Origin of the sequence: Paenibacillus sp. CH40, assembly GCF_024213605.1 — a bacterium.
GTDB classification, from domain to species: Bacteria; Bacillota; Bacilli; order Paenibacillales; family Paenibacillaceae; genus Paenibacillus; species Paenibacillus polymyxa_B.
Genome location: NZ_JANAVQ010000001.1, coordinates 824,244 through 846,946 on the forward strand (window position 1 = coordinate 824,244; position 22,703 = coordinate 846,946).

Genomic DNA, 22,703 nt, shown 5'->3' on the forward strand with positions numbered 1-22,703 from the left:
GCTATTTCCTAGTAATGAAGCCGCCGCCACATCAGGTCAGATGGGCGGCGGTTTTTTGTTGTTGAATTTTTTGCAGTCACAGGAGGAAGTTCCCTTTTTTTCATGATCAGCAAAATTTCCAGAAACTTTTTAACAACTGACGCGTCTAATAGTATGACTTTTTACGGGAATGATAATAATTTGGTGATAGAAGGAGACAGACAATGAATTTCAAGAAATGGACCATGCTCACCGCCCTTGCGGTAGCTCAGGTGGCCGCAGTAGCCCCTGTAGGAGCAGAAGCAGCATCAACAACCGTTCAATCCACCGATTCGGTTAGCGCACAGCAGGCTCAGGCCAATGTTGCTGATTCCGGCGTTCAGAATAGCATCGGAGATCAAGATGGAACTAGCACACAAACTGACACGGTGACACCTAATAACACAGGCGTATCCAATGATCCATTGACTGGCCTGCCTACGGATACAACCAACGGATCGAACGTTTCCAATGATGTATACGGTGGAGACGGAACGATCACCAATCCTGGTGGAGCTCCAACATCCATGGGTGCTAATCAATTGATTTTGTACTTAAACAGCGCGAAAATGGAACAAAACGGACAGGTGTACACAGCAACTCAGCCGATGACCGTGAAGGACGGAGTTTCCTATGTAGCTATCCGTTCACTTGTCAGCCGTGTCGGATTGCAGTTTAGTTATGACACTGCCACCAAAGAAACCGTAATCACACAAGGAACAAATGTTATGCGCTTCAAAACAGACAGCAAGGTTTATACGGTTAACGGTGAAGCCAGACAAATGAAGGGACCGGCTTTTCAGCAAAAGAACGTATTTATGGTGCCATTGACCTCGATTACACAGGCCTTAAATATTCCTTATACTGTGAATAATACGACTAAACAAGTTATCATGGATTTGAATCAGAAACCTAAAGCTTCCTTCACGGTTCAACAAAAAGATATCTATGCGGGCGAAACCCAAGTTACGTATTTGACGAAGGAATCTTCTCCTACAGGTCTTCCGATTGTGAACCAACGTTGGGAAGGTAAGCAGGACGTATTTCAGGAGCCGGGTACATATGTAGTTACCTATTCTGTTCTTGACTCTGCTGGGAACTGGAGTGATCCTTACTCAGTTACAATTACAGTAAGACCACCAAATCAGCCGCCAGTGGCTCTGTTTACAACTGATAAAAAAGAGTACAAAATGGGTGAGAAAATCACCATTACCGACCTGAGTACAGATGATGAGAATGCTATCACTAAGCGTGATTGGGAGAATAAGAAACTGGCCTTCTTCCAACCAGGTGATGTAACAATCACACTCACCGTGACTGATAAGCACGGCGTAACAGGTACCAAAAGTGAAACAATTAAAATTACGAATGAATTGCTGTACAACGAAGATGATTTCAATAAAATCTTCACACCATATGGTGATAAATATACAGTAGACGGCAGTCAGGTGCCTACCATGGCTACCATTCCTTTGACTAGTACATCTTCTCCGCGTCTTTTGATCCGTGCTAACAGCCCGGAACGTGTATTTCAGGACGGAATTGTGTATCAGGAAACCGGATCAGGCAGCACGCGCATACTCGTCCATCATGTGAATGAAACGGGTCGAGATGTGAAAATGTACGTGATTGCGACCAACAACAATATTACTCCTGCCAACATGAATGTCGAAAATTCTGGTTTTGCTGGACCATCTGAATTTGCCACAGCTGCGGGTAAAGTCTCAATTCAACGATATTTTCAATCCATGCAGGATGGAAGCAAGCGTTCTAGCACAGTTCTAAATCCTGGCGAAAGCCGCATTATTTTAGAGGATTTGAATGCACAAAAAATCAAGCAAAAACAGGTCATATCTTTGTTATCCGATTTGTATACGGATCAACCTATTCAATACACGGTAATTGTGTTAGATGCAAATGTAGATCCGTTAACTGTGTTGCCTACTCTGGCAAAACTGCCTAAGGACGGTATTCATAACCGTGGAACGTATGCTAATTCGGATATCACGCTCAATTATACAGAAGAGGTTGGTAAAACAGCTCAACGTATCGTTCTTGGTGATAATAAGGTAGATCCGAACCTGATTGGTACGGACGGTCTGGACGGCTCTTCTGCTTCCAATGCCGGTAATTTTGGTGTTGTATATAAAGTTAAATTGGATCATGTAGCGCCGTATTCACTGATTACGTTCAACCCGCGTGGAGGCGAATATTCCGGCTATGCGATGGTAAACAATCAGGTTGTGGGTATCCCGACGAACGGCGCAGTATGGGCTCCAAATGAGATGAGTGTGCTGTATCGCACAGGGCATATCGAGGAAAGTGTAGAGATGTATTTCACTGCTGCTGCAGGAAGTAACTTGCCGGTTTCCGTAGTAGTTATGCCTTTGCCAGCTATTAAAAATTAATATGAAATAACCGGTGCTGTTTACCGGCTTAGACCTTGGGTCTCGTCATTCACCGTTTAAAAGTCGATGTCACTTGCAGAATATAGGCGTTCTCCTGCTGCGAATTTAATCGTAGCGCCGGAGAGCGTCTTTTTCTTATGTATAGATACGAATATCTCTTATAATATTGACTTTAATCGTGGTATAATAAATAGATGCAAGCCTAAGCCTGCATCAGAAAACCTGAAACTACAGACAGGGGAGGGTGAAACGCATGCTGACAAAGGATGAGATTATTGCAACAATGTCCGCTCAGGGGCTGCGTATTACAGATCAGCGCAAGACGTTGGCCACGTTATTTTCCGAGAATGAAGGGTATCTGTCCCCCAAAGACGTTTATGAATATATGGGTAAGAAGTACAGTGGACTTAGCTTTGATACGGTTTATCGTAATCTGCGTGTAATGCAGGAATTGGGTGTGTTGGAACAGGTATCTTTTGAGGATGGAATGAAGTTTAAGGTGAGCTGTAATGAGCATCATCACCATCACCATATGATTTGCTTGAGCTGTCAGAAAACATTACCGATTTCTTTTTGCCCAATGCAAATGACAGATACAACGGATCAATTCCAAATCGTCGAGCACAAGTTTGAAATTTTTGGTTATTGCAAAGATTGTCAACAGAAGAATGGGCATACTGACAGTAATTCGGATGGGGGATTCAGTCAGACGAGCGGTCACACTCACAGCCACGGGGGCTACTGAAATGAAAATCACCACATGCAGAGTGGTACAGGCTCCGATTAAGTTTTATCGTTCCTATATTTCACCGTTAAAGCCGGCTACCTGCCGATTCTATCCAACGTGTTCGGCGTACGCGTTGGAGGCGGTAGAGGTGCATGGTGCGCTCAAAGGTTCATGGCTTGCTGCTAAGCGTATAGCCAAGTGTCATCCCTTTCATCCGGGTGGCGTAGATTTGGTACCTCCTGCAAAAAAGGAAACAGATAGGTCTAGCGAAGATCGTTTGGCTACCCACTCCAAGAAGGGTCTGACTTGACAGCGCTATGCGGATTTGGTTATATTTTGGTTAATATTGTTTTCCTGCGAAGGGATGAGTAGGGTAAACCGCCCAGTACAGAGAGCCGGGGCTAGCTGCAAACCGGTCTGGAGCGAAGCCTGAATATGGTCCTGGAGGAACCTTTTTCGAGCGTATTTGCCACAGTTATTAGTGCTTGGGAGGCAAGCGTAAGGGGGAGGCGTGTTCCAGCGTTAATGGGCGGTCAGATGTGACCGGTGAAGCCTGTAGTCTGCGAGGATACAGGAAAATTGGGTGGTAACGCGTGAGGTGACTCTCGTCCCATAGGGGCGGGGGTCTTTTTTGTGCCCAATTTGTGCCAAATTCATGAATTGGAGTACCATCATGTCAGCAGGTCTTATCAAGCTGCCGTGAACAAAACAGGAGGCAACACACATGTCCAATGAGAACACATTTTACATTACGACTCCGATCTATTATCCGAGCGACAAGCTACATATAGGTCATGCTTACACGACGGTTGCGGGAGATGCAATGGCCCGTTACAAGCGGCTACGTGGTTATGAAGTGCGCTATTTGACAGGAACGGATGAGCATGGTCAGAAGATTGAGCAGAAAGCGAGTGCAGCAGGCAAAACGCCGCAACGTTTCGTAGATGATATTGTGGCAGGTATTCAAGAACTGTGGCGGAAGCTCGACATTTCCAATGACGATTTTATCCGTACTACGGAGGAACGTCATAAGGCTGTCGTACAGGAAATTTTTGATCGTTTGCTGAAGCAAGGCGATATTTACAAGGGAGAATACGAAGGCTGGTACAGCATCCCTGACGAGACGTACTACACAGAAACTCAGCTGGTTGACGTGGTGAAGGACGCCGAAGGCAATGTGGCTGGAGGAAAAAGCCCGGATAGTGGACACCCTGTAGAACTGGTCAAGGAAGAGTGTTACTTTTTCCGTATGAGCAAGTATGCTGATCGGTTGCTGCAATTTTATGAAGAGAACCCACAGTTTATCCAGCCGGAATCACGTAAAAAAGAGATGATCAATAACTTCATCAAGCCGGGTCTGGAGGATTTGGCTGTATCACGTACTACCTTCGATTGGGGCATTAAGGTGAAGGGGGATCCGAAGCATGTCGTGTATGTTTGGATTGACGCACTTTCCAACTACATCACAGCCTTGGGTTATGGCTCTTCCAATACCGAGTTGTATGATAAATTCTGGCCTGCAAATGTGCATATCGTAGGTAAAGAGATTGTAAGGTTCCACACGATATATTGGCCGATCATGCTGATGGCGCTGGATCTTCCGTTGCCTAAAAAAGTATTTGCACATGGTTGGCTGCTCATGAAAGACGGTAAAATGTCGAAATCTAAAGGCAATGTTGTAGACCCGGTGACGTTGATTGACCGTTATGGTCTGGACCAACTTCGTTACTACTTACTGCGCGAGGTGCCTTTTGGGGCAGACGGAACATTTACACCAGAAAGTTTTGTAGATCGAGTTAATTCGGATTTGGCAAATGATCTGGGCAACTTGTTGAATCGTACCGTGGCGATGGTAGATAAATATTTTGATGGCAAGGTTCCGGCTTATGAAGCGAATGTAACAGCATTCGACGGAGCTTTGGAAGACATGGCAACATCGACTTATAGCAAAGTAGAAGAAGCCATGGAAAACATGGAGTTTTCCGTGGCATTAACGGCGATTAGCCAATTTATTAGCCGTAGCAACAAGTATATTGACGAGACGCAACCATGGAATTTGGCTAAGGATGAGGCAAAACGTCGCGAATTGTCATCTGTTATGTTGCATTTGGTAGAAAGCTTGCGCATCGCTTCCATCTTACTCCAGCCATTCTTAACCCGTGCTCCTCATAAAATTTGGGAACAGCTCGGTATTAGCCAAGGTGAGCTGACTACATGGGATAGCGGCAAGCAGTTTGGTCGTATTCCGGAAGGAACGCAGCTGGTCAAAGGTAATCCGATCTTCCCGCGTCTAGATTCAGAGCAAGAGGTTGCTTTTATCGTGGAAGCAATGACTGGGGGGAAGAAACCGGAAGAAGCTACAGCACAAGTTCAACCGCAAAATGCATCTGAGGCGAGCCAGGAAGCCCCGGAGGCAAAGGAAGAGATTGGCATTGAGGATTTTGCCAAGGTAGAACTGCGCGTTGCTCAGGTCGTCGCCTGCGAGCCAGTGAAGAAGGCCGATAAACTGTTGAAGCTCCAACTTGATCTTGGTTATGAGCAGCGGCAGGTAGTATCAGGGATTGCGAAGTTTTATACACCTGAAGATATCATTGGACGCAAGGTGATCTGTGTGACCAATCTTAAGCCAGTAAAACTTCGGGGAGAGCTGTCGCAAGGTATGATTTTGGCAGCATCACATGGAGATCAGCTTACGCTGGCCACCGTACCGGAAGGTATGCCGAATGGTGCAGTTGTAAAGTAGTACGCTATGTAAAAATAAAAGAACGTAATGAGCGTATGTCCGGGAATCATTCTTCCTGGGCATGCGCTTTTTGGCTTGCATCATATTTTGCTCCCGCTACACGTATGTTTTAGTAGGCAGGGCTTGTTTGTTCGTGTTCACTTAAGACAGGTGGGAGGGAATATGATGACAAATATCAACGCCGGGTTGGCGATCGTAGCCGGACTGGTTTCTTTTTTTTCACCGTGTTGTTTACCGCTGTATCCATCTTATTTATCGTATATGACAGGGATGTCTGCGCGTGAACTGGCTGAAGGACGGCACAAGGCCGAGGTTCGTTATCGTACGATGGGACATACACTTGCTTTTGTATTGGGCTTTTCGGTCGTTTTCTATTCACTGGGTGCAAGTGTCGGGTTGCTTGGAGAATGGTTTGCTAATTATGGGGATACGCTAAGAGTGGTAGCAGGGTTACTTATTTTACTAATGGGACTGGTATCTCTTGGTGTGGTGCGTCCTTTGATTCTAATGAGGGAGCATAAGCTTCGCTGGACATGGAAGCCTGCCGGGTACGCCGGTTCCTTTGTGATTGGAATTGGGTTTGCGGCAGGCTGGTCGCCCTGTATCGGTCCCATGCTAACAGCTATTATCGCTTTGGCGGCAGTAGAGCATCACATTTGGTTCAAGCTGATTACAGGCTATGCGCTTGGCTTTGCGATTCCATTTTTTGTATTAGCTTTGCTGGCAGGCTCTGTTCGACTATCCTCTCGCTATACCTCCATCCTAATCAAAACAGGTGGCATATTACTTGTTATCACTGGCATTTTACTGGTAACGGATCATATGACTGATGTAACGCTATTTTTACAACGGATTACCCCAGATTGGATGCTAGTTATGTGAAATATTCAATACGACTTAAAGGGAAATGTTCAAAAATGCGCTCTGTGATAAACTCTCGTAGTGCATTTTGCTGTTCATCGGGATAAACATATTTGTTTTGTCCCCAGCGGCCCCATTTTTTCTTGCGTTTCTCTATGTCCATCTCCAGCTTGGTTTTCGGATAACGTTTCTCGATGACAGCTTTGGATGTTTTGGTGAAGCGATGCTGAATTAATTCGAACGTCAAATCTTTTGTAGCATGCTGGGGCAAGGTTTCTCCCAATTTACGCAGCAACTCGCCGTAGCCTTCTTCCCAGCCGTCATACCAGATGATGGGTGCAATGATGAACCCCAATGGATAACCGGCTCGTGCGATTTTGCCCGCGGCTTCAATACGTTCCTCGAAGCGTGAAGTTGCAGGTTCAAACTGTTTAATAACATAATCGGAATTAATGCTAAAGCGGATGCGAGTATGACCATTATGTTTAATATCCAGTAATGGATCAACATGATGATATTTAGTAACAAAACGCAGACGACCAAATTCCTCATCCGCCATGAAACGAATCAAGTCTCCAAGCGTTCCGGTGATATGCTCCAAACCAACCGGATCGGAGGTACAAGCTGCTTCAAAACGGGTAATTTCAGGCGCACGCTCCTCGATATAAGCTTTAGCTGCTGATAAGATATCGTCAGTGTTGACATATACACGAATATACGGTTTTGCTCCCAAGGTTGTTTGTAAATAACAGTAGTGACAGTGCCCCATGCAACCAGTCGAAATGGGGATAGCGTATTCAGCAGAGGGCTTGGATTGGTCAAAAGTCAACGTTTTACGGATACCGACTACCAAAGTTTTTTTTGCCATTCGGTACTTTTCAACTTCAGTTTCACCTGGTAAATTGGTAATTCGGTTGTGAGAGGTAGTCATCCGATACGGAATATCCTTGGCTTTAACCCAATCCATAATACGCTGGCCCTTGGGATAATTCAGTGCGTCTGGCTCAAAAAACACCAGGTCAGGCAAAAATGGCTTGGTTCCTCTGGTTTGGACAGGAGTACGCTCAAGCGTAGACATGGCTAACGCTCCTTTCGAAATAAATCCACAGTGCTCTGGTGTCCAACTTTAACATTTTGCCGCAGAAATAAACGATACAGGACGACGATATTAGTGTGCCCGGCTTAAATTGAACAAATCGTGGCAATAGCTGTGAGTGAAGGGATGAGACTTGCCAATGGGCAATGATAACATGTATCATTACATAGTAGGTTTAACGCAGGAAATGAAGGCGGTAAGCGCCCGTTCAATAACAGAAAAGAGGGAAACAAGTGCCAACGCCAAGCATGGAAGATTATTTGGAACGCATTTACCAACTGATTGATGAGAAGGGCTATGCTCGTGTCTCGGATATCGCAGAGGGGTTAGAGGTGCATCCTTCGTCTGTCACCAAAATGATTCAGAAGTTGGATAAGGACGATTATCTTGTATATGAGAAGTATCGGGGACTGATTTTGACAGCGAAAGGGAAAAAGGTCGGCAAACGGTTGGTTGATCGCCATCAGTTATTAGAGCAATTTCTGGATATGATTGGGGTTGACAAGGACCTGATATATAAAGATGTGGAAGGTATTGAGCATCATCTGAGCTGGGATTCCATCACCCGTATCGAAACATTGGTCGAATATTTTCGCCGGGATGAAGATCGCTTGCGCCAGCTTCATGACATACACAAGGAATTGAGTGGAGATTCCTAAAAGCATCTGTCCTTACGGACGATGCTTTTTTATTTGTCCCGACCGCAACAAATATCCGGTTATTAGCGTCTATCCATTATATAGCAGGACAAGATAGGGGTTAAAATTAACAGGGTTAGCGGAGGATTGTAATAATATGAATCGAAAGAAAATAGTGGCGTTGGCTGCAGGTCTACTCTTAGCAGTGCAGACTGCCATCGTTCCTGGAGTTCAAGCAGCTCCAACTGGTGATATTGAAATTATATTGGACGGACATTCCCTGCAAAGTGACGCGTCACCGTATATTGTACAGGGAGCCAATGTTACGATGGTTCCTTTGCGAGTGATTAGTGAGGGATTGGGCGCTCAGGTCAACTGGTCGGAATCGTCCGGTACGGTAACGATTACAGCACAGAACAAAAATATATCTATGGAGAACGGTGCACAAAGCGCTACGGTGAATGGCAAGTCAGTTCGACTGGATGCATCTGCCCGTATGACAAGCGGGAGAGTCATGGTGCCACTGCGTTTTGTTGGGGAAGAGTTGGGATTAAAAGTGGATTGGCAAGCTTCAGAGCGAGTCATTACGTTAAGCAGTGGTAAGGAAGGTGTCTCTACTGGCGGGAACACTTCTGCGGGAAGCAGCGGCTCCATATCAGATACGTCTGCATCTACCAATAAGAACAGTGTAAGTACAGATCAGGGAGCTATCGATGATGAGCAGGTGGTTGTCACTTCACCGTCAACGTCTACTAGTGAGGAGGGTTCAAGTTCTTCGCAGGCAAATGTTGTTCAGGTAAAGGCTTCAACTTCCATGCGTGGAGCATGGATTTCTACCATTAATGGAGATTGGCCTTCTTCCGCTGCCCGAAGCAGCTCCGAGAAGCAAAAGCAGGAGTTTACTAAAATGCTCGATGATTTGCAGGGGATGGGCATCAATGCGGTATTTGTTCAGGTTCGTGCCAGCGGTGATGCGCTCTATCCGTCGAGTCTCGTACCATGGAGCAAGTATTTGACCAACACCCAAGGTAAAAATCCAGGCTATGATCCCTTGAAATTTATGATTAGCGAATCGCATAAGCGAGGGATGGAATTTCATGCTTGGTTTAATCCATTCCGTGCGAATTCCACAGGAACAACCAGCGGTTTGGCTGCAAACCATGTGGCTAATCAACACCCGGACTGGATTGTTAAGAATGGTAGCCAATTGTACATCAATCCAGGAATTCCGGCTGCACGTCAGCATGTCATTGCGGCGATTATGGAGGTCGTGAACGGATATGATATTGACGGCGTCCATTTGGACGATTATTTTTATCCTTACAGCGGGACTTTTGATGATGATGCGACCTTCAAAGCATATAATGCCAACAAAATCTCTAACAAGGGCGACTGGCGGAGAGACAATGTGAACAGTTTTGTCCGCGATTTGGGCAAAAGTATTCATGGCAGCAAGTCTAAAGTTCAATTTGGTATTAGTCCTTTTGGGGTATGGCGTAACAAATCTCAGGATTTAACGGGTTCAGACACGAAGGCAGGCGTTACAGCGTACGATACGACGTTTGCGGATGTAAGAACCTGGATTAACAAAGAATGGATTGATTATGTAGCTCCACAAATTTACTGGAGTATCGGTTTCCCGGCGGCGGGATATGACAAGCTTGTCGCATGGTGGTCCAATGAGGTCAAAAACACAGATGTTAAGCTGTATATCGGTCATTCTCCGTATAAGATCGGCACCCCTGAAAAGGGCTGGCAAACGGCTCAAGAGCTAATTAAGCAGCTTGAACTGAACGAAAATTATAAACAGGTCAGAGGCGATATTTACTTTAGTGCACAGCATTTGCGTAAAAATCCATACGGACTCATTCAGCTTCTTCAAAATTATTATCAAATGTGATATAAATTGGATCATATAGGTTCTATTTGGGCCTCCGTTCTCATACATAAGCAGTAGAACTGCTTACTCCCAAGAGAACGGAGGTTTTTTGATCTATGCTGATCAATGCTGTGTTCCAGGGTGGAGGGGTTAAGGGAATTTCGCTGGCGGGTGCAGTTAAGGCTGCGGAGGAGCATGGAATTGTATTCAATCGTTTGGCAGGTACATCATCAGGTTCTATTGTAGCTGCTTTATTGGCGGCGGGATACTCTGCGGATGAAATGAAAGCCGTAATTGAGAAAACCCCCTTGGTCAAGTTGTTACGACGTTCTCCAGTGTTCAATATTAAGTGGGTTGGACCAGCAGCTCGTATCTTTCTTAAAAAAGGGCTCTACTCAGGGGAGGCACTGGAGCACTGGGTACGTGAGCTGTTACGAGCTAAGGGAGTGCGTACGTTCGCGGATTTACCTCCTGGCAAATTGCGCATTATTGCATCAGATATTACGAATGGACGCATTCTGGTGCTTCCTGAGGATATCAAACGTTTTGGTATCAATCCCTCTTCACTGGAGGTAGCTAAAGCCATTCGGATGAGCACAAGTATCCCTTATTTTTTTGATCCTGTTATGTTAAGGCTTGATTCTGCACTTGCCAAGGGAAAGACTTTTTCTCAGCAATTTGTATTTGTAGTTGATGGGGCTTTACTAAGCAATTTGCCTTTGTGGCTTTTTGATGAGCCTGTAAATGAACGTGAGGCCAAAACGATTCCAACGGTAGGGTTTCAAATGGTGGGCAAAACGGGTACAGAGACCAAAGTTTCTTATATACGGGGTCCATTGACCATGCTGCAGGCTATTTTTGATACCATGCTATCAGCACACGATGAGCGATATATTGAGCAGGAGAATCGGTATCGGACGATTAAGATTCCAACATTGGGTATCCGCACTGCACAATTTAACATTTCTACAGAGCAAAGTGATTTGTTGTATGCTTCCGGTGTGCAGGCAGGGGATGCTTTTTTCCACAAATGGAGCATCACTTCTTACCAGCAGCAGTATAGCAAGTATCAATTGATGAAGGATACCATGTACGCTATGAAATAAACACTTACTTGCAGTTAAAGTTAATTTAAAAGGGTGTAAAAAAGGAGCCTCTTCCCGGTCATATTTGAATACGCGGGTGATGGCTCCTTTGTGCTACATTTTAAAGGATGATTATCATTAATGATATTTAGGTTGTTCTTCTTCATTTTTTCCCTTGGAACCCTCAATCACATGAAAAGGATACGCTTTGCGCTTGCCTGTAGTTTGCTGCTTACGTGCGTTGGCTGTTTTGGCCATGGTGCGCACAGAGGGTTTGATTTTGGGAGTACGATTACGTTGTCCTGGCAGGTATTTGTATAGCAGAAATATAACTGCAAAAACAAGGACGGGAATTAGTAAACTCATGAGAAAGCCCCAGCTTCCTCTCCATAGCATATCCACAATCCCATATGCACCCAAAGCAAGGGTAAGCCAGAAAATAACGGCATGTCTGTTCATTATTCACTCATCCTTTCACAGGATCAAGGACCGGACTGTTGAAGGTCTCCTTTACAGGTACATTTTCCAACTCAGCATCCAATTCAAGCATACGCTTAAATGAGGCAATAGATACCTCCACTTGATCATCAGTCGGTTCTTTGGTGGTAAGTAGTTGCAGCCACAGACCGGGGTAACCTAAATAACGAAGTACCGGAATTTCACGAAGGGCATTGGTTAGCTTGAGGAATTCAAAAGAAAGCCCCAGTACGATCGGAAGTAGTAAAAGCCGTTGCCCCATACGTTCCCACAGACTATCGTAGGTAAATAAGGAATAGACAAGCACCCCGATGATCACAGTCAGCATAATAAAGCTACTACCACAGCGGTAATGTAGACGACTGTATTTCTGTACATTGGCCGGAGTTAGTTCTTCCCCAGCTTCGAATGCAGTAATTACTTTATGCTCTGCACCGTGATATTGAAACAATCGTTTAATTAACGGAGTTTGGGAAATACCCCATAAATAAGCCAGTAACAGAATCAGCTTAATAGCTCCTTCGGCGAGGTTATGCAAAATTTGACTGTGAAACAAGCCGTCGAACAGGAAGTCTTCTACAACAACCGGAACGAGGGTTAACACAATTTTGCCGAACAAAAAGGAGATAATCCCGACTGCCGCTACACCGATCATCATACTCAGACTCCAGCGAGATTCTTCTTTTTTCTTTTGCTCAGCGCGTTCTTCCGGATCTACTTCATCATCAGCATACGCATCGGCTGAATAGTTTAAATGCTTGGTACCTTTGGCGCTGGAGTCGATGATGCTTACAATCCCCCGCAATAAAGGAATTCTGCGGAATTTGGATACCCAGGATTGCTCCTTGCGTGGTACTTCCAAATATGTGATTTCGCCAGTTTTGCGGCGAACTGCCGTGACATTGACACGCTTGCCGCCGAACATGACACCTTCAATGACTGCCTGACCGCCGTAGCTCACAGGCTTGGATGCTTGTGACAACCGTCTCACCTCTCTTAATACATGCTTTTTTGTATATTGTATCGAATTTGGAAGGGAATATCTAGTTAGTTGAAACTGGTGTAACCACAGGCTTATAAAAAAAGCATTTATGGAGCGTCAGACTGCTCACATAAATGCTAATCATTATAAAACCGAATGAATATTTGGAAAACAACTTATTTTGTAATCGCCCCAACAACCTGGTCAACCAGTCCTTTTGAAGAGAGAGGACCGCCAAATGTCCATGTCGTACCGCTCAGTGAATAGGTACGTTTTTCTTTAACGAAATTCAGACCGTTCCAAACCGAATTATTTTTCATGGGTGCACCGAAAACATTATCGTCCGGCTGCACAATATAGAGAAAGTTGCTATCCTGAACGGCAGACAGAGCTTCAATGCCTACAGTTGAAAAGCCATACTGTTCAACTTTGCTCGGTTTCCAATCATTAATCATACCGATCTTCGCCAGTGTTGCCACGACGACTGAATTATCCGAAAACATACGGAGGCTTGCCGCATTTTGCGAAGTGAAAGCCTGTGTCAGTATATAATGATAATCCGACTTGCCAGCAGCGGCGAGCTCTTCTTTGGCTTCAGCATAATGCTGATCCAGTTCGGCAAGCACCTGCTTAGCTTTGTCTTCTTTTCCAAGAGCGACTGCGATGCTATTAAAAATTTCTACCATTTTATCATGATCGTAGCCGTTACCATCGTTCAGATTATATTCGATCGTCGGAGCGATGGCCTTGAGTTGATCATAGATAGCTTCATTCCCATCAACATTGGAAATGATCAGATCCGGCTTCAATGCAGCAATCGCCTCCAGGTTCGGCTCGTTACGCGTACCGACATCGACCACGCTGCTGTCCAGAGCCGCCTCCGGTGTCACATACACCTTGTAGTTGGCATTGTCAGCATTACCAACCGGCTGAACGCCCAATGCAATCAAATCCTCTGTAAATGTCCATTCCAGTACTACGACACGCTGCGCGGGCTTGTTGAGCGTGATCTCACCACGATTATGCTTTACCGTCACAGGACCGGTCGCTGTGTCAGTCGGTTTGCTACCCGACGTGGGTGGCTGATCTTTATCCGATGCTTTGTCGGCTGCTCCGCAACCTGCCAGAGTGAGCGTAAAAACCATTAACAATAAAATGCCAATGAGTCCCTTTTTCATAGAAGCATTCTCCCGTATATATGTTTTTAGAAAATGATAATGATTATCATTTTCATCATTATATTATGATAGAGGATTGAAATTTTGTCAATGCAAAAAACGGGTCTGAACGCTTAACTGGTAAGCTGCTATTATTCAGCATTCCGGTTCATTGTTAAACGATCCTCCTTTTGAGCATACTACCTAGCAAAATGGGAATGCAGAATCCGATGGAAGTACATGCATTTCCGATTGCAATAGTCTTTACCATGGAAAAAGTTTGCATATTGAAAGGGGATTAAACAACATGAGTGAAACCTACTCTATACCCAAGATAGGCCATGAACAGGAGCAGTCTCGCGAATCTCAGGATCAACGTAATCATAACGACAGTGGTAGAGGCAGGCAGCAGTCAGGCAAAATACATACGCCTCTCATTCCTTTTGCACTTGAGTTGGGTTTTTTTGCGGGTTTGCTCTGGGGATTGCTGCGCTGGCTGTTTTATAAGTTGCACTTTACCGTAGTAGCGCCTGGCTTTCTCGCAGAGCCTTTTTTCAAGCATTCGTTTATGAACACCATGGCGGGGCATCTGGTAGGGCTACTGTTTTTTATTGCATTATCTGTCGTTGCTTCACTGGTGTACACTCTGTTGCTGCGCAGATTTAAGGGCCCTTTACCCGGAATTGTATATGGCCTGATTTGGTGGGTTGTTTTATTTGTATTAACAGGTCCTAAGCTAGGGATGATGAATGCTCCTAATCGGTTAACATGGAATTCCTTATATACGGAAATTTGTGTGTTTATGCTGTGGGGACTATTTATCGGATATACCGTTGCTGTCGAGTATACGGATGAAAGAAAGCGCGAGCCTGAGAAAGCTGAGGGCTGAACGTAACAAAAACTTCTCAAGCGCCTATTCCCTGTGTTAAAATAGCATTTGGTTATTTGACAGAGGGGAGCGGAATGAAAGATGAAGAATGACCGGGTGTTAAAGCTGCGGCAGGCGCTGGGCGAGCATAATCTGCGGGCTATGCTAATTACTAGCCCTGTCAATCGTCGATATTTGACAGGCTTCACAGGTTCGGCGGGTTATGTGCTGATTACGGAATCCCATAGCTATTTGCTGACTGACTTTCGCTATATGACGCAAGCGACCGAACAAGCCGAAGGCTTCACGGTGGTGCAGCACGCTGCACAGGTCATGGAAACGGTGAAAGAATTGCTGTTTTCCCATCAGATCAGCGAAACAGGCTTCGAGCAAGACGCTGTAACTGTTGCGACGCATAAAGCTTACAGCGAAGATTTGTCACCTATTTCACTGGTTCCGGTGTCGGGCATTGTGGAGAAGTTAAGGGTGTACAAGGATGCAGAAGAGCTGGAAGTGATGCAGCGGGCAGCGGATTTGGCAGATGCTACATTTGCACACATTTTACCTTACATCAAGCCAGGTGTCAGCGAGCGTGAGCTGGATCTGGAAATGGAATTCTTCATGCGCAAGCAGGGAGCTACATCCTCTTCATTTGACACAATTGTGGCTTCCGGGGTTCGTTCGGCATTGCCTCATGGCGTAGCCAGTGCTAAGTTAGTACAAGCAGGCGAGCTGATTACGTTTGATTTTGGTGCGTTGCTGGATGGCTACTGCTCCGATTTGACACGTACAGTGGCTACACAAGGGGATTTGGCGCCTCAGTTGCGCGAAATCTACGATATTGTACTTAAGGCGCAGCTTCACGCACTCGAACATATTAAGCCGGGCATGACAGGCCGTGAAGCGGATGCACTGACCCGGGATATTATTGCGAGCCATGGCTATGGAGACAATTTCGGGCACAGTACAGGTCATGGTCTGGGTCTTGAAGTACATGAATCTACACGTCTGTCGAAGGCGAGTGATGATATTCTGGAGCCGGGTATGGTAGTAACGGTCGAGCCAGGTATCTATGTCCCTGGATTGGGCGGTGTACGGATCGAGGATGATATCGTTATTACAGATAGCGGCATCAAAGTATTAACACATTCGAGCAAAGAATTTACAGTCGTTTAATAACGATAACAGTCCTGTAGGAGGGGTATTTTAGTGATTAACGTTAATGATTTTAAAACAGGTTTGACCGTCGAGGTAGACGGAGATATTTTTACGGTGCTGGATTTCCAACACGTAAAACCGGGTAAAGGTGCTGCATTCGTACGCTCCAAGTTGAAAAACTTGCGTAACGGTAACACCGTTGAACGTACATTCCGTGCGGGTGAAACGATCGGTCGGGCGCAAATCGAAAATCGTGGTGTGTCCTATCTGTACGCTAGTGCAGACGACCATACATTCATGGATAATGAAACATATGATCAATTCACATTGTCCAGCGATCAACTGAAATGGGAGCTTAACTTCCTGAAAGAAAACATGAATGTAAATATCGTCAGCTATAACGGCGAAATTCTGGGTATTAACCTGCCTACAAGCGTGGAACTGAAAGTAATCGAAACAGAGCCAGGCATTAAAGGTAATACGGCTACAGGTGCTACCAAAAATGCCAAACTGGAAACGGGTTTGAATGTTCAAGTTCCTTTGTTCATTAACCAAGATGACGTATTGTTGATTGATACACGTGATGGCAAATACATGTCTCGCGCATAAAATTTGCAACTTTTAGATTTCCTCTGTCCTTGTTAAGGGCAGGGGATATTTTTATAAGCACTAATATTAAAAAACATTGGCTCCACACAGCACTTTCGTATTATACTGTACTAAAGTTATGCCGCAGGATGTCACGTTCAGTCGTTTGGTGCCATCTCAAGGTTACATACTGTTGAGTCTGAGGGAGTGAATAACGTTGTCTTTGTATGTCATGAAATTCGGAGGCAGTTCCGTCGGTGACACGGAGCGCATGAAGCGCGTGGCAAAACGCGTTGTTGAGAAACAGAGTGAAGGGCATCAATGTGTAGTGGTCGTTTCCGCAATGGGAGACACGACAGACGAACTGATTGACCAGGCCAAATTGTTGAATGAGCAGTTGCCTGCACGTGAGCTGGATATGTTGATGACGACAGGTGAGCAAATTTCAATCGCCTTATTGTCGATGGCTATTCAGCAGTTGGGTCATGAAGCGGTATCGTTTACGGGATGGCAGGCTGGTTTCCGTACTGAATCTGACTTTGGTCGAGCACGAATTACGGACATTCAACCTCAGCGTGTGCTGGATGCACTGAGCAGCAATAAGATCGTTGTTGTAGCTGGTTTCCAAGGGATGTCTGCAGAGGGAGACATTACGACGCTGGGACGTGGTGGCTCTGATACGACGGCCGTTGCGCTGGCGGCGGCGATTCAAGCGGATGCCTGCGAAATTTACACGGATGTGGACGGTATATATTCAACAGATCCACGGATCGTAAAAGTTGCTCGTAAGCTAAAAGAAATTTCATATGATGAAATGCTGGAATTAGCCAATCTGGGTGCAGCTGTATTGCATCCTCGTGCGGTAGAATATGCCAAACATAACCGGGTACCGCTGATTGTGCGGTCCAGTTTTAACCATAATGAAGGAACGGTCGTAAAGGAGGATGCAGTAATGGAACAGGGCGTTGTAGTCAGTGGGATTGCATATGATAAAAATGTAGCAAGAATCAGTATTTTGGGCGTCGCCGATATCCCCGGTGTACTGGCGAAAGTATTCGGAACACTGGCGGCAGCTAAAATTGATGTTGACATTATTGTACAGAGCGGGGTCGAAGCTGGTAAAGCGGATTTCTCCTTTACAGTAGCTCTGACGGATCGTGAAGCAGCACTGAAGACGCTGGAAGGTATTCGTGGAGAGCTTCCATACCGTGAAGTAACGTCTGAGGAAAACCTGGTGAAGGTATCCATTGTAGGTGCAGGAATGGTTAGCCATCCAGGTGTTGCTGCGCAAATGTTTGCCGTACTGGCAGAGCAAGGCGTTAGCATTAAAATGGTAAGCACATCTGAAATCAAAGTATCGTGTGTAATTGAAGCGGGTAAGCTTCATGAGGTTATTCAGGCGTTGCATACAGCTTATAACCTGGACACCGAGGAGCAAGCTTTTGTGGGTGGACCGCAAGACCGTCGTTAATAACTGCAACGTGATCTAGACATGAATATGTCTAATGTGAACGATGCTATGACAGGTAAAGGTTGATACATTATAAGTCCTCTATTTATAGTTTGATAAATCATAGAATACAGCAGTAGGTTAAGAGGTTGTTCCATCAGTGAGAGTTAAACTGAGGGGCAGCCTCTTTTTTGCTGAATCTATCTTTTCTACCCAAGGGTATCCCTTAGCCGACAAGGCTTTGAGAGGCCCTTTTTATTTGTGCGAATTAGAGAATGGTGCTTTAACAAGCGGGGGAAAGGTCTGTTGAGCGTTGATAGGAGTTAGCAAAAGTTTGCCTAGGTTTTCAATATATTTTCGGCATAAAAAGCGAGAGTCAACCATAGACTTGTCTTAAAGAAAAAGGACAACTGTGAGGGGGCGGCATCGGTATGGAATGGCTGGAGTTATTTCCCGAACCGTTGCACGGTATACTCGGAAGGCTTCCGGAAACGGTATTTAAGCAACTGGAAGAAATCCGGGTCAGGGAAGGAAGGCCGTTGGAAATTAATGCAAATGGTGATCATCATTTTGTAACGTCTGCGGGTCGGCTGACTTTGAACCATGTGGAAGCCTATAAGCCTGACCGTGAGGATGCCCACCGACTGCTGGATTTTATCAGCAATCATTCCCTGTATACCATGGAAGAGGAGCTTCGTAAAGGGTTTATTACGATCCCTGGCGGTCATCGTATTGGCTTGGCAGGGAGAACCGTGCTCAACCGAGGACGAGTGGAACATTTGAGGGATATAAGCAGCTTTAATGTAAGAATTGCTCGTGCAATTCCCGGCATAGCTGATCGGATATTGCCTTATGTAGCAGATCGAATGTCCGGGAAAATCCGGCACACCCTCATTTTGTCCCCTCCTCAGCATGGCAAAACGACACTGCTTAGGGACTTGGCTCGGCAACTCAGTTACGGAGGGATGGAAAGCAATGGGGGGCGACGGAATGGACTCAAGGTAGGCATTATAGACGAACGCTCTGAGATCGCTGGCAGTCACAAAGGTATCCCCGGTTTTGATGTCGGACCTCGCACCGATGTATTGGACGGATGTCCGAAAGCAGAAGGCATGATGATGATGATCCGCTCGATGTCACCGGATGTCCTCATTGTTGATGAAATCGGACGACCGGAAGATGCGGAGGCGGTGCGCGAAGCGCTTCATGCAGGCATTGCAGTCATTGCTTCCGCACATGGTCGCGATGTGGCTGAAATGGCGACCCGGCCTGCTTTTGCTGGATTAACTACAGGGCAAGAGCTGTTTCAACTCTACGTCATGCTGGAGCGGACGAGCCGGGGCGTCTCATTCCGGCTGGCAGATGCCAAGCAACGCAGGATTACACTGTCTGGAGAAGGGCAGAATGGGGGCATCTCCTATGCTTAAGTTGCTGGGTGCCGCCTTGGTTATACTGGCCGCTACGCTGGCAGGCTGGCAGCGGGCAAGGCAGTTTGCGATGAGGCCGCGGCAAATCAGGGAGTTGATTCTTGCGCTGCAAAGACTGACCACCGAGGTTTCCTATGGGGTGTCTCCGCTACCAGATGCTTTCGCCAAGACAGGAGAGCCCTTGCGAGAGCCGCTGCGCACTCTGTTTCAGCAAGCCTCACGCTGGATGCACCCCTCTTTTGGCCTGACTGCCAGAGAAAGCTTGCATAAAGCCATTGAAGACTCGTGGAGCCGTTCCTCTATGAAGCAAGCCGAGAAGGAAGCGATGCGGCAGCTTGCTTACAGTCTTGGAACCAGCGACCGTGAAGACCAGATCAAGCACATTGCGCTGACCATCCAGCAGTTATCCCATGAGGAAGCGCAGGCGCAGGCAGATCAGGTGAGGTACGAGCGTATGAGCAGGAGCCTGGGACTGCTGATCGGAGCATTGATCGTCATATTGATCTATTAGCGGGGTGCTCGAATGAATTTAGAAGTGAACGCGATTTTCCAGATTGCCGGAATTGGCATTATTATCGCTATGATTCATACCGTATTAAAGCAAATGGGCAAAGAAGACATGGCCCACTGGGTAACGGTCATCGGTTTCGTCGTGGTCCTGTTCATGGTGGTGCGAATGCTGGATAACCTTCTGCAAGAGATCAAATCTATCTTTCTTTTTCAGTAGGTGGACACATGGAAATCATTCAGGTGGTGGGCTTCGCCCTCATTGCCACAGTCCTCATTTTAGTCATTAAGGAACAGAAGCCGATGTTTGCCTTTTTGATTGCAACAGCTGCGGGAATCGTCATTTTTTTGCTGCTGATTGGCAAGATCGGATCTGTGGTTTCTGTACTGGAGCGACTGGCTCGGTCTTCAGGCATGGATATGATCTATTTTAAAACCGTATTGAAAATAATCGGTATCGCTTATATTGCTGAATTTGGAGCGCAAATCGTTCGGGATGCAGGACAAGACGGGATTGCTTCCAAAATTGAGCTTACTGGAAAGGTACTCATTATGGTGCTCGCAATCCCGATTATCAGCATTATTATTGATACCATTCTGAAGCTGATGCCCGCCTGAGGGGGTGATGCCATGAAAAGGCTAGGGGGCATGCCGAGTCTCAAAGTAATTGCGATGTTGTTGCTATGTCTTTGGTGTGCCTCAGCTGCGGTCCTCTTTGCAGATACACCGACTAACGAATGGATCAGACAGCAGGCGGAGCAAATGCCCAAAGATGAAGTAGAACATTATTGGGACGGGCTCATGCAGGAATACGGCGGATTTTTCCCTGATCAGAAAACGCCTTCCTTCATGGACATGCTGCTTCCAGGCGGTGAAGGATTCAGCATAAAGGGTGTATTGAGCGCTATAGCTGATTTTTTCATCCATGAAATCCGAGTAAATGCCAAGTTGCTCGTCACCATCGTCATGCTCAGCATTATGAGTATGGTGCTGGAAACGCTGCAAAGCGCTTTTGAAAGCAAACAGGTCAGCAAAGTGGCCTACGCTATCGTATACATGGTCATTATCATTCTGGCGATTAATAGCTTTAGTGTAGCGATTGGTTATGCCAAAGAAGCGATTGATAGCATGATTCACTTCATGATGGCAATGTTGCCCTTGCTGTTTACCATGTTAGCCTCGATGGGTAACGTCGTAACAGTTTCGGTGACCCACCCGCTGATTGTATTTATGATCAACACAGTCGGAACAGTCATTCATACGCTGGTTTTCCCGCTACTGTTCTTCTCGGCTGTGCTGTACTTGGTCAACTCGCTGACGGGTAAATACAAACTGACCCAGCTAGCCGATCTGATGCGGAACGCTGGAGTAGCAGTGCTGGGAGTGCTGCTGACCATATTTCTGGGAGTCATTTCGGTACAAGGCTTGACTTCGTCAGTTACTGACGGATTAACGATCCGCACAGCCAAATATATTACGGGTAGCTTTGTTCCGGTGGTCGGCAAGGCGTTGGCAGATGCGACAGATACAGTCATTTCGGCTTCGCTGCTCGTTAAAAATGCCATTGGTCTGGTAGGAGTCATTATTATATTGTTCCTGTGCGCCTTTCCCGCCCTCAAGATTCTGACACTGGCTCTCATTTATAAAGTGACAGCAGCGATCATGCAGCCTTTGGGTGATACGCCTATCGTGGAATGTCTGGATGCAATCGGCAAGAGCATGATTTATGTTTTCGCAGCGCTGGCGGCAGTGGGATTAATGTCCTTCCTTGCGATTACAGTCATGCTCGCAGCAGGCAATATGACGGTCATGATGAGGTGAACCTATGCATGTAAACCAACAAGGGGGGAGGGGAGTGACGTGACATGGCTGGGAGGCTGGCTTAAGGAACTGGTGCTAATCGTGTTGCTGGCTTCTTTTGTCGATATGATCTTACCGAGCCGATCTATGGAAAGGTATGTAAAACTCGTTCTCAGCCTGCTTATTTTGCTGACGTTGCTGTCTCCGGTCGTGCGCTTACTGAGTAGTAGCCCCTCCGAGGTTCTAGGGCGAGCATTGGATCTTCAACGTCAGGCTGAGACAGGCAAGAGGGAACCGACATTGGAGGAGATTTTAGCAAAAGGCAGCCAGTTGAAGCAACAGCAAGAACAAAGCTCCATGCAATGGGCCGGCAAAGAGGTAGCTAAGGAAATGAAGGGACAGTTGGAACAATATACTGGGTTAGCAATTCAGTCGGTCCAGGTTACCCTTGCAAAGATTCAACAGAAGGAATCGGAGCTGGAGGCAGGAACGGGTGTCCAGTCGGTAGTGGTCAAATTGGCAGAGCAGCAGCCAGAAAAAGAAAAGAACAACACAGACGTCTCGCCTGGTGCAGATGCCAAGCCGATAATGGTGGAGCCTGTAGCCGAAAAGACAGTGAATATTCGTGTGGAACCGACACATAAAAAAAATTCAGAACTTAATGAAGGAACACGAGAAGATGATCGTAATCCTGATAAAACTGCTGAGGACGGAAAGCCAACGGATACGAAAGCTTTTGGCTTAATTACAGGACTTCTACGTGAAAAATGGGGGATAGACAGCAAAAATGTTCAGGTGGTTTCTTCGCAGGATGGAACACATGAATGGTAACAG

At 46.1% G+C, this 22,703-nt stretch carries 22 protein-coding genes; 18 read left to right on the plus strand and 4 right to left on the minus strand.

Annotated elements, in window-relative coordinates; genetic code table 11:
• Positions 1 to 203 precede the first annotated feature (203 nt).
• From NLX73_RS03440 to NLX73_RS03460, 5 genes are all read left to right on the plus strand, one after another.
• Positions 204 to 2,426, plus strand: a complete 2,223-nt coding sequence (locus NLX73_RS03440) for a copper amine oxidase N-terminal domain-containing protein (protein WP_254325365.1) — start codon at positions 204 to 206, stop codon at positions 2,424 to 2,426.
• A gap of 253 nt (positions 2,427 to 2,679) precedes the next feature.
• On the plus strand, positions 2,680 to 3,171 hold the full coding sequence (locus NLX73_RS03445) for a Fur family transcriptional regulator (protein WP_165177344.1): 492 nt from the start codon (positions 2,680 to 2,682) through the stop codon (positions 3,169 to 3,171).
• 1 nt (position 3,172) lies between these two features.
• Positions 3,173 to 3,463, plus strand: coding sequence for a membrane protein insertion efficiency factor YidD (yidD, locus tag NLX73_RS03450; protein WP_254325366.1), 291 nt, complete (start codon positions 3,173 to 3,175; stop codon positions 3,461 to 3,463).
• Between the two features lie 414 nt (positions 3,464 to 3,877).
• The gene (metG, locus tag NLX73_RS03455; protein WP_013310841.1) at positions 3,878 to 5,896 is read left to right on the plus strand and encodes a methionine--tRNA ligase; all 2,019 of its coding nucleotides are present in this window, start codon (positions 3,878 to 3,880) and stop codon (positions 5,894 to 5,896) included.
• A gap of 165 nt (positions 5,897 to 6,061) precedes the next feature.
• The gene (locus NLX73_RS03460) at positions 6,062 to 6,778 is read left to right on the plus strand and encodes a cytochrome c biogenesis CcdA family protein (protein WP_250262059.1); all 717 of its coding nucleotides are present in this window, start codon (positions 6,062 to 6,064) and stop codon (positions 6,776 to 6,778) included.
• On the opposite strand, the gene splB is transcribed toward NLX73_RS03460, so the two are convergent.
• Positions 6,771 to 7,835 (minus strand): spore photoproduct lyase, encoded by a 1,065-nt coding sequence (gene splB / locus NLX73_RS03465; RefSeq protein WP_023989268.1) that lies wholly within the window; start codon positions 7,833 to 7,835, stop codon positions 6,771 to 6,773. The genes NLX73_RS03460 and splB overlap by 8 nt on opposite strands.
• A gap of 251 nt (positions 7,836 to 8,086) precedes the next feature.
• Between splB and mntR the strand changes: the two genes are divergently transcribed.
• The 3 genes from mntR (at position 8,087) to NLX73_RS03480 (ending at position 11,476) form a co-directional block, all read left to right on the plus strand.
• Positions 8,087 to 8,512, plus strand: a complete 426-nt coding sequence (mntR, locus tag NLX73_RS03470) for a transcriptional regulator MntR (protein WP_254325367.1) — start codon at positions 8,087 to 8,089, stop codon at positions 8,510 to 8,512.
• A 136-nt stretch (positions 8,513 to 8,648) separates the two neighbouring features.
• Entirely contained in the window at positions 8,649 to 10,391 is a 1,743-nt protein-coding gene (locus NLX73_RS03475; protein WP_254325368.1) for a family 10 glycosylhydrolase, read from the plus strand.
• Between the two features lie 95 nt (positions 10,392 to 10,486).
• Positions 10,487 to 11,476: a patatin-like phospholipase family protein gene (locus tag NLX73_RS03480; RefSeq protein ID WP_039270925.1), complete on the plus strand. Its 990-nt coding sequence runs from the start codon at positions 10,487 to 10,489 to the stop codon at positions 11,474 to 11,476.
• A 117-nt stretch (positions 11,477 to 11,593) separates the two neighbouring features.
• On the opposite strand, the gene NLX73_RS03485 is transcribed toward NLX73_RS03480, so the two are convergent.
• From NLX73_RS03485 to NLX73_RS03495, 3 genes are all read right to left on the minus strand, one after another.
• Entirely contained in the window at positions 11,594 to 11,914 is a 321-nt protein-coding gene (locus NLX73_RS03485; protein WP_023989265.1) for a hypothetical protein, read from the minus strand.
• A gap of 7 nt (positions 11,915 to 11,921) precedes the next feature.
• Positions 11,922 to 12,914 (minus strand): DUF1385 domain-containing protein, encoded by a 993-nt coding sequence (locus tag NLX73_RS03490; protein ID WP_254325369.1) that lies wholly within the window; start codon positions 12,912 to 12,914, stop codon positions 11,922 to 11,924.
• Positions 12,915 to 13,090: 176 nt separating this feature from the next.
• Positions 13,091 to 14,092 (minus strand): ABC transporter substrate-binding protein, encoded by a 1,002-nt coding sequence (locus NLX73_RS03495; RefSeq protein WP_254325370.1) that lies wholly within the window; start codon positions 14,090 to 14,092, stop codon positions 13,091 to 13,093.
• Between the two features lie 286 nt (positions 14,093 to 14,378).
• Here NLX73_RS03495 and NLX73_RS03500 point away from each other — a divergent pair, with 286 nt between their 5' ends.
• The 10 genes from NLX73_RS03500 (at position 14,379) to spoIIIAF (ending at position 22,700) form a co-directional block, all read left to right on the plus strand.
• On the plus strand, positions 14,379 to 14,960 hold the full coding sequence (locus NLX73_RS03500; protein ID WP_013310832.1) for a YqhR family membrane protein: 582 nt from the start codon (positions 14,379 to 14,381) through the stop codon (positions 14,958 to 14,960).
• A gap of 81 nt (positions 14,961 to 15,041) precedes the next feature.
• Positions 15,042 to 16,115, plus strand: coding sequence for a M24 family metallopeptidase (locus tag NLX73_RS03505; protein WP_165177328.1), 1,074 nt, complete (start codon positions 15,042 to 15,044; stop codon positions 16,113 to 16,115).
• A 33-nt stretch (positions 16,116 to 16,148) separates the two neighbouring features.
• Positions 16,149 to 16,706 carry an elongation factor P gene (gene efp / locus NLX73_RS03510; protein ID WP_029517249.1) on the plus strand — a complete coding sequence of 186 codons (558 nt, stop codon included), beginning with the start codon at positions 16,149 to 16,151 and terminating at the stop codon, positions 16,704 to 16,706.
• A gap of 196 nt (positions 16,707 to 16,902) precedes the next feature.
• Entirely contained in the window at positions 16,903 to 18,156 is a 1,254-nt protein-coding gene (locus NLX73_RS03515) for an aspartate kinase (RefSeq protein WP_028540593.1), read from the plus strand.
• 410 nt (positions 18,157 to 18,566) lie between these two features.
• Positions 18,567 to 19,562 (plus strand): stage III sporulation protein AA, encoded by a 996-nt coding sequence (gene spoIIIAA / locus NLX73_RS03520; RefSeq protein WP_254325371.1) that lies wholly within the window; start codon positions 18,567 to 18,569, stop codon positions 19,560 to 19,562.
• Positions 19,555 to 20,073, plus strand: coding sequence for a stage III sporulation protein SpoIIIAB (gene spoIIIAB / locus NLX73_RS03525; RefSeq protein WP_029517252.1), 519 nt, complete (start codon positions 19,555 to 19,557; stop codon positions 20,071 to 20,073). The genes spoIIIAA and spoIIIAB overlap by 8 nt, the downstream gene beginning before the upstream one ends.
• A gap of 12 nt (positions 20,074 to 20,085) precedes the next feature.
• A complete protein-coding gene (gene spoIIIAC, locus NLX73_RS03530; protein WP_010345636.1) occupies positions 20,086 to 20,289 on the plus strand; it encodes a stage III sporulation protein AC in 204 nt (67 codons plus the stop codon).
• Positions 20,290 to 20,297: 8 nt separating this feature from the next.
• Positions 20,298 to 20,687, plus strand: coding sequence for a stage III sporulation protein AD (gene spoIIIAD, locus NLX73_RS03535; RefSeq protein WP_039270937.1), 390 nt, complete (start codon positions 20,298 to 20,300; stop codon positions 20,685 to 20,687).
• Positions 20,688 to 20,699: 12 nt separating this feature from the next.
• A complete protein-coding gene (spoIIIAE, locus tag NLX73_RS03540) occupies positions 20,700 to 21,890 on the plus strand; it encodes a stage III sporulation protein AE (RefSeq protein ID WP_254325372.1) in 1,191 nt (396 codons plus the stop codon).
• A 39-nt stretch (positions 21,891 to 21,929) separates the two neighbouring features.
• Positions 21,930 to 22,700 carry a stage III sporulation protein AF gene (spoIIIAF, locus tag NLX73_RS03545; RefSeq protein ID WP_254325373.1) on the plus strand — a complete coding sequence of 257 codons (771 nt, stop codon included), beginning with the start codon at positions 21,930 to 21,932 and terminating at the stop codon, positions 22,698 to 22,700.
• Positions 22,701 to 22,703 lie beyond the last annotated feature (3 nt).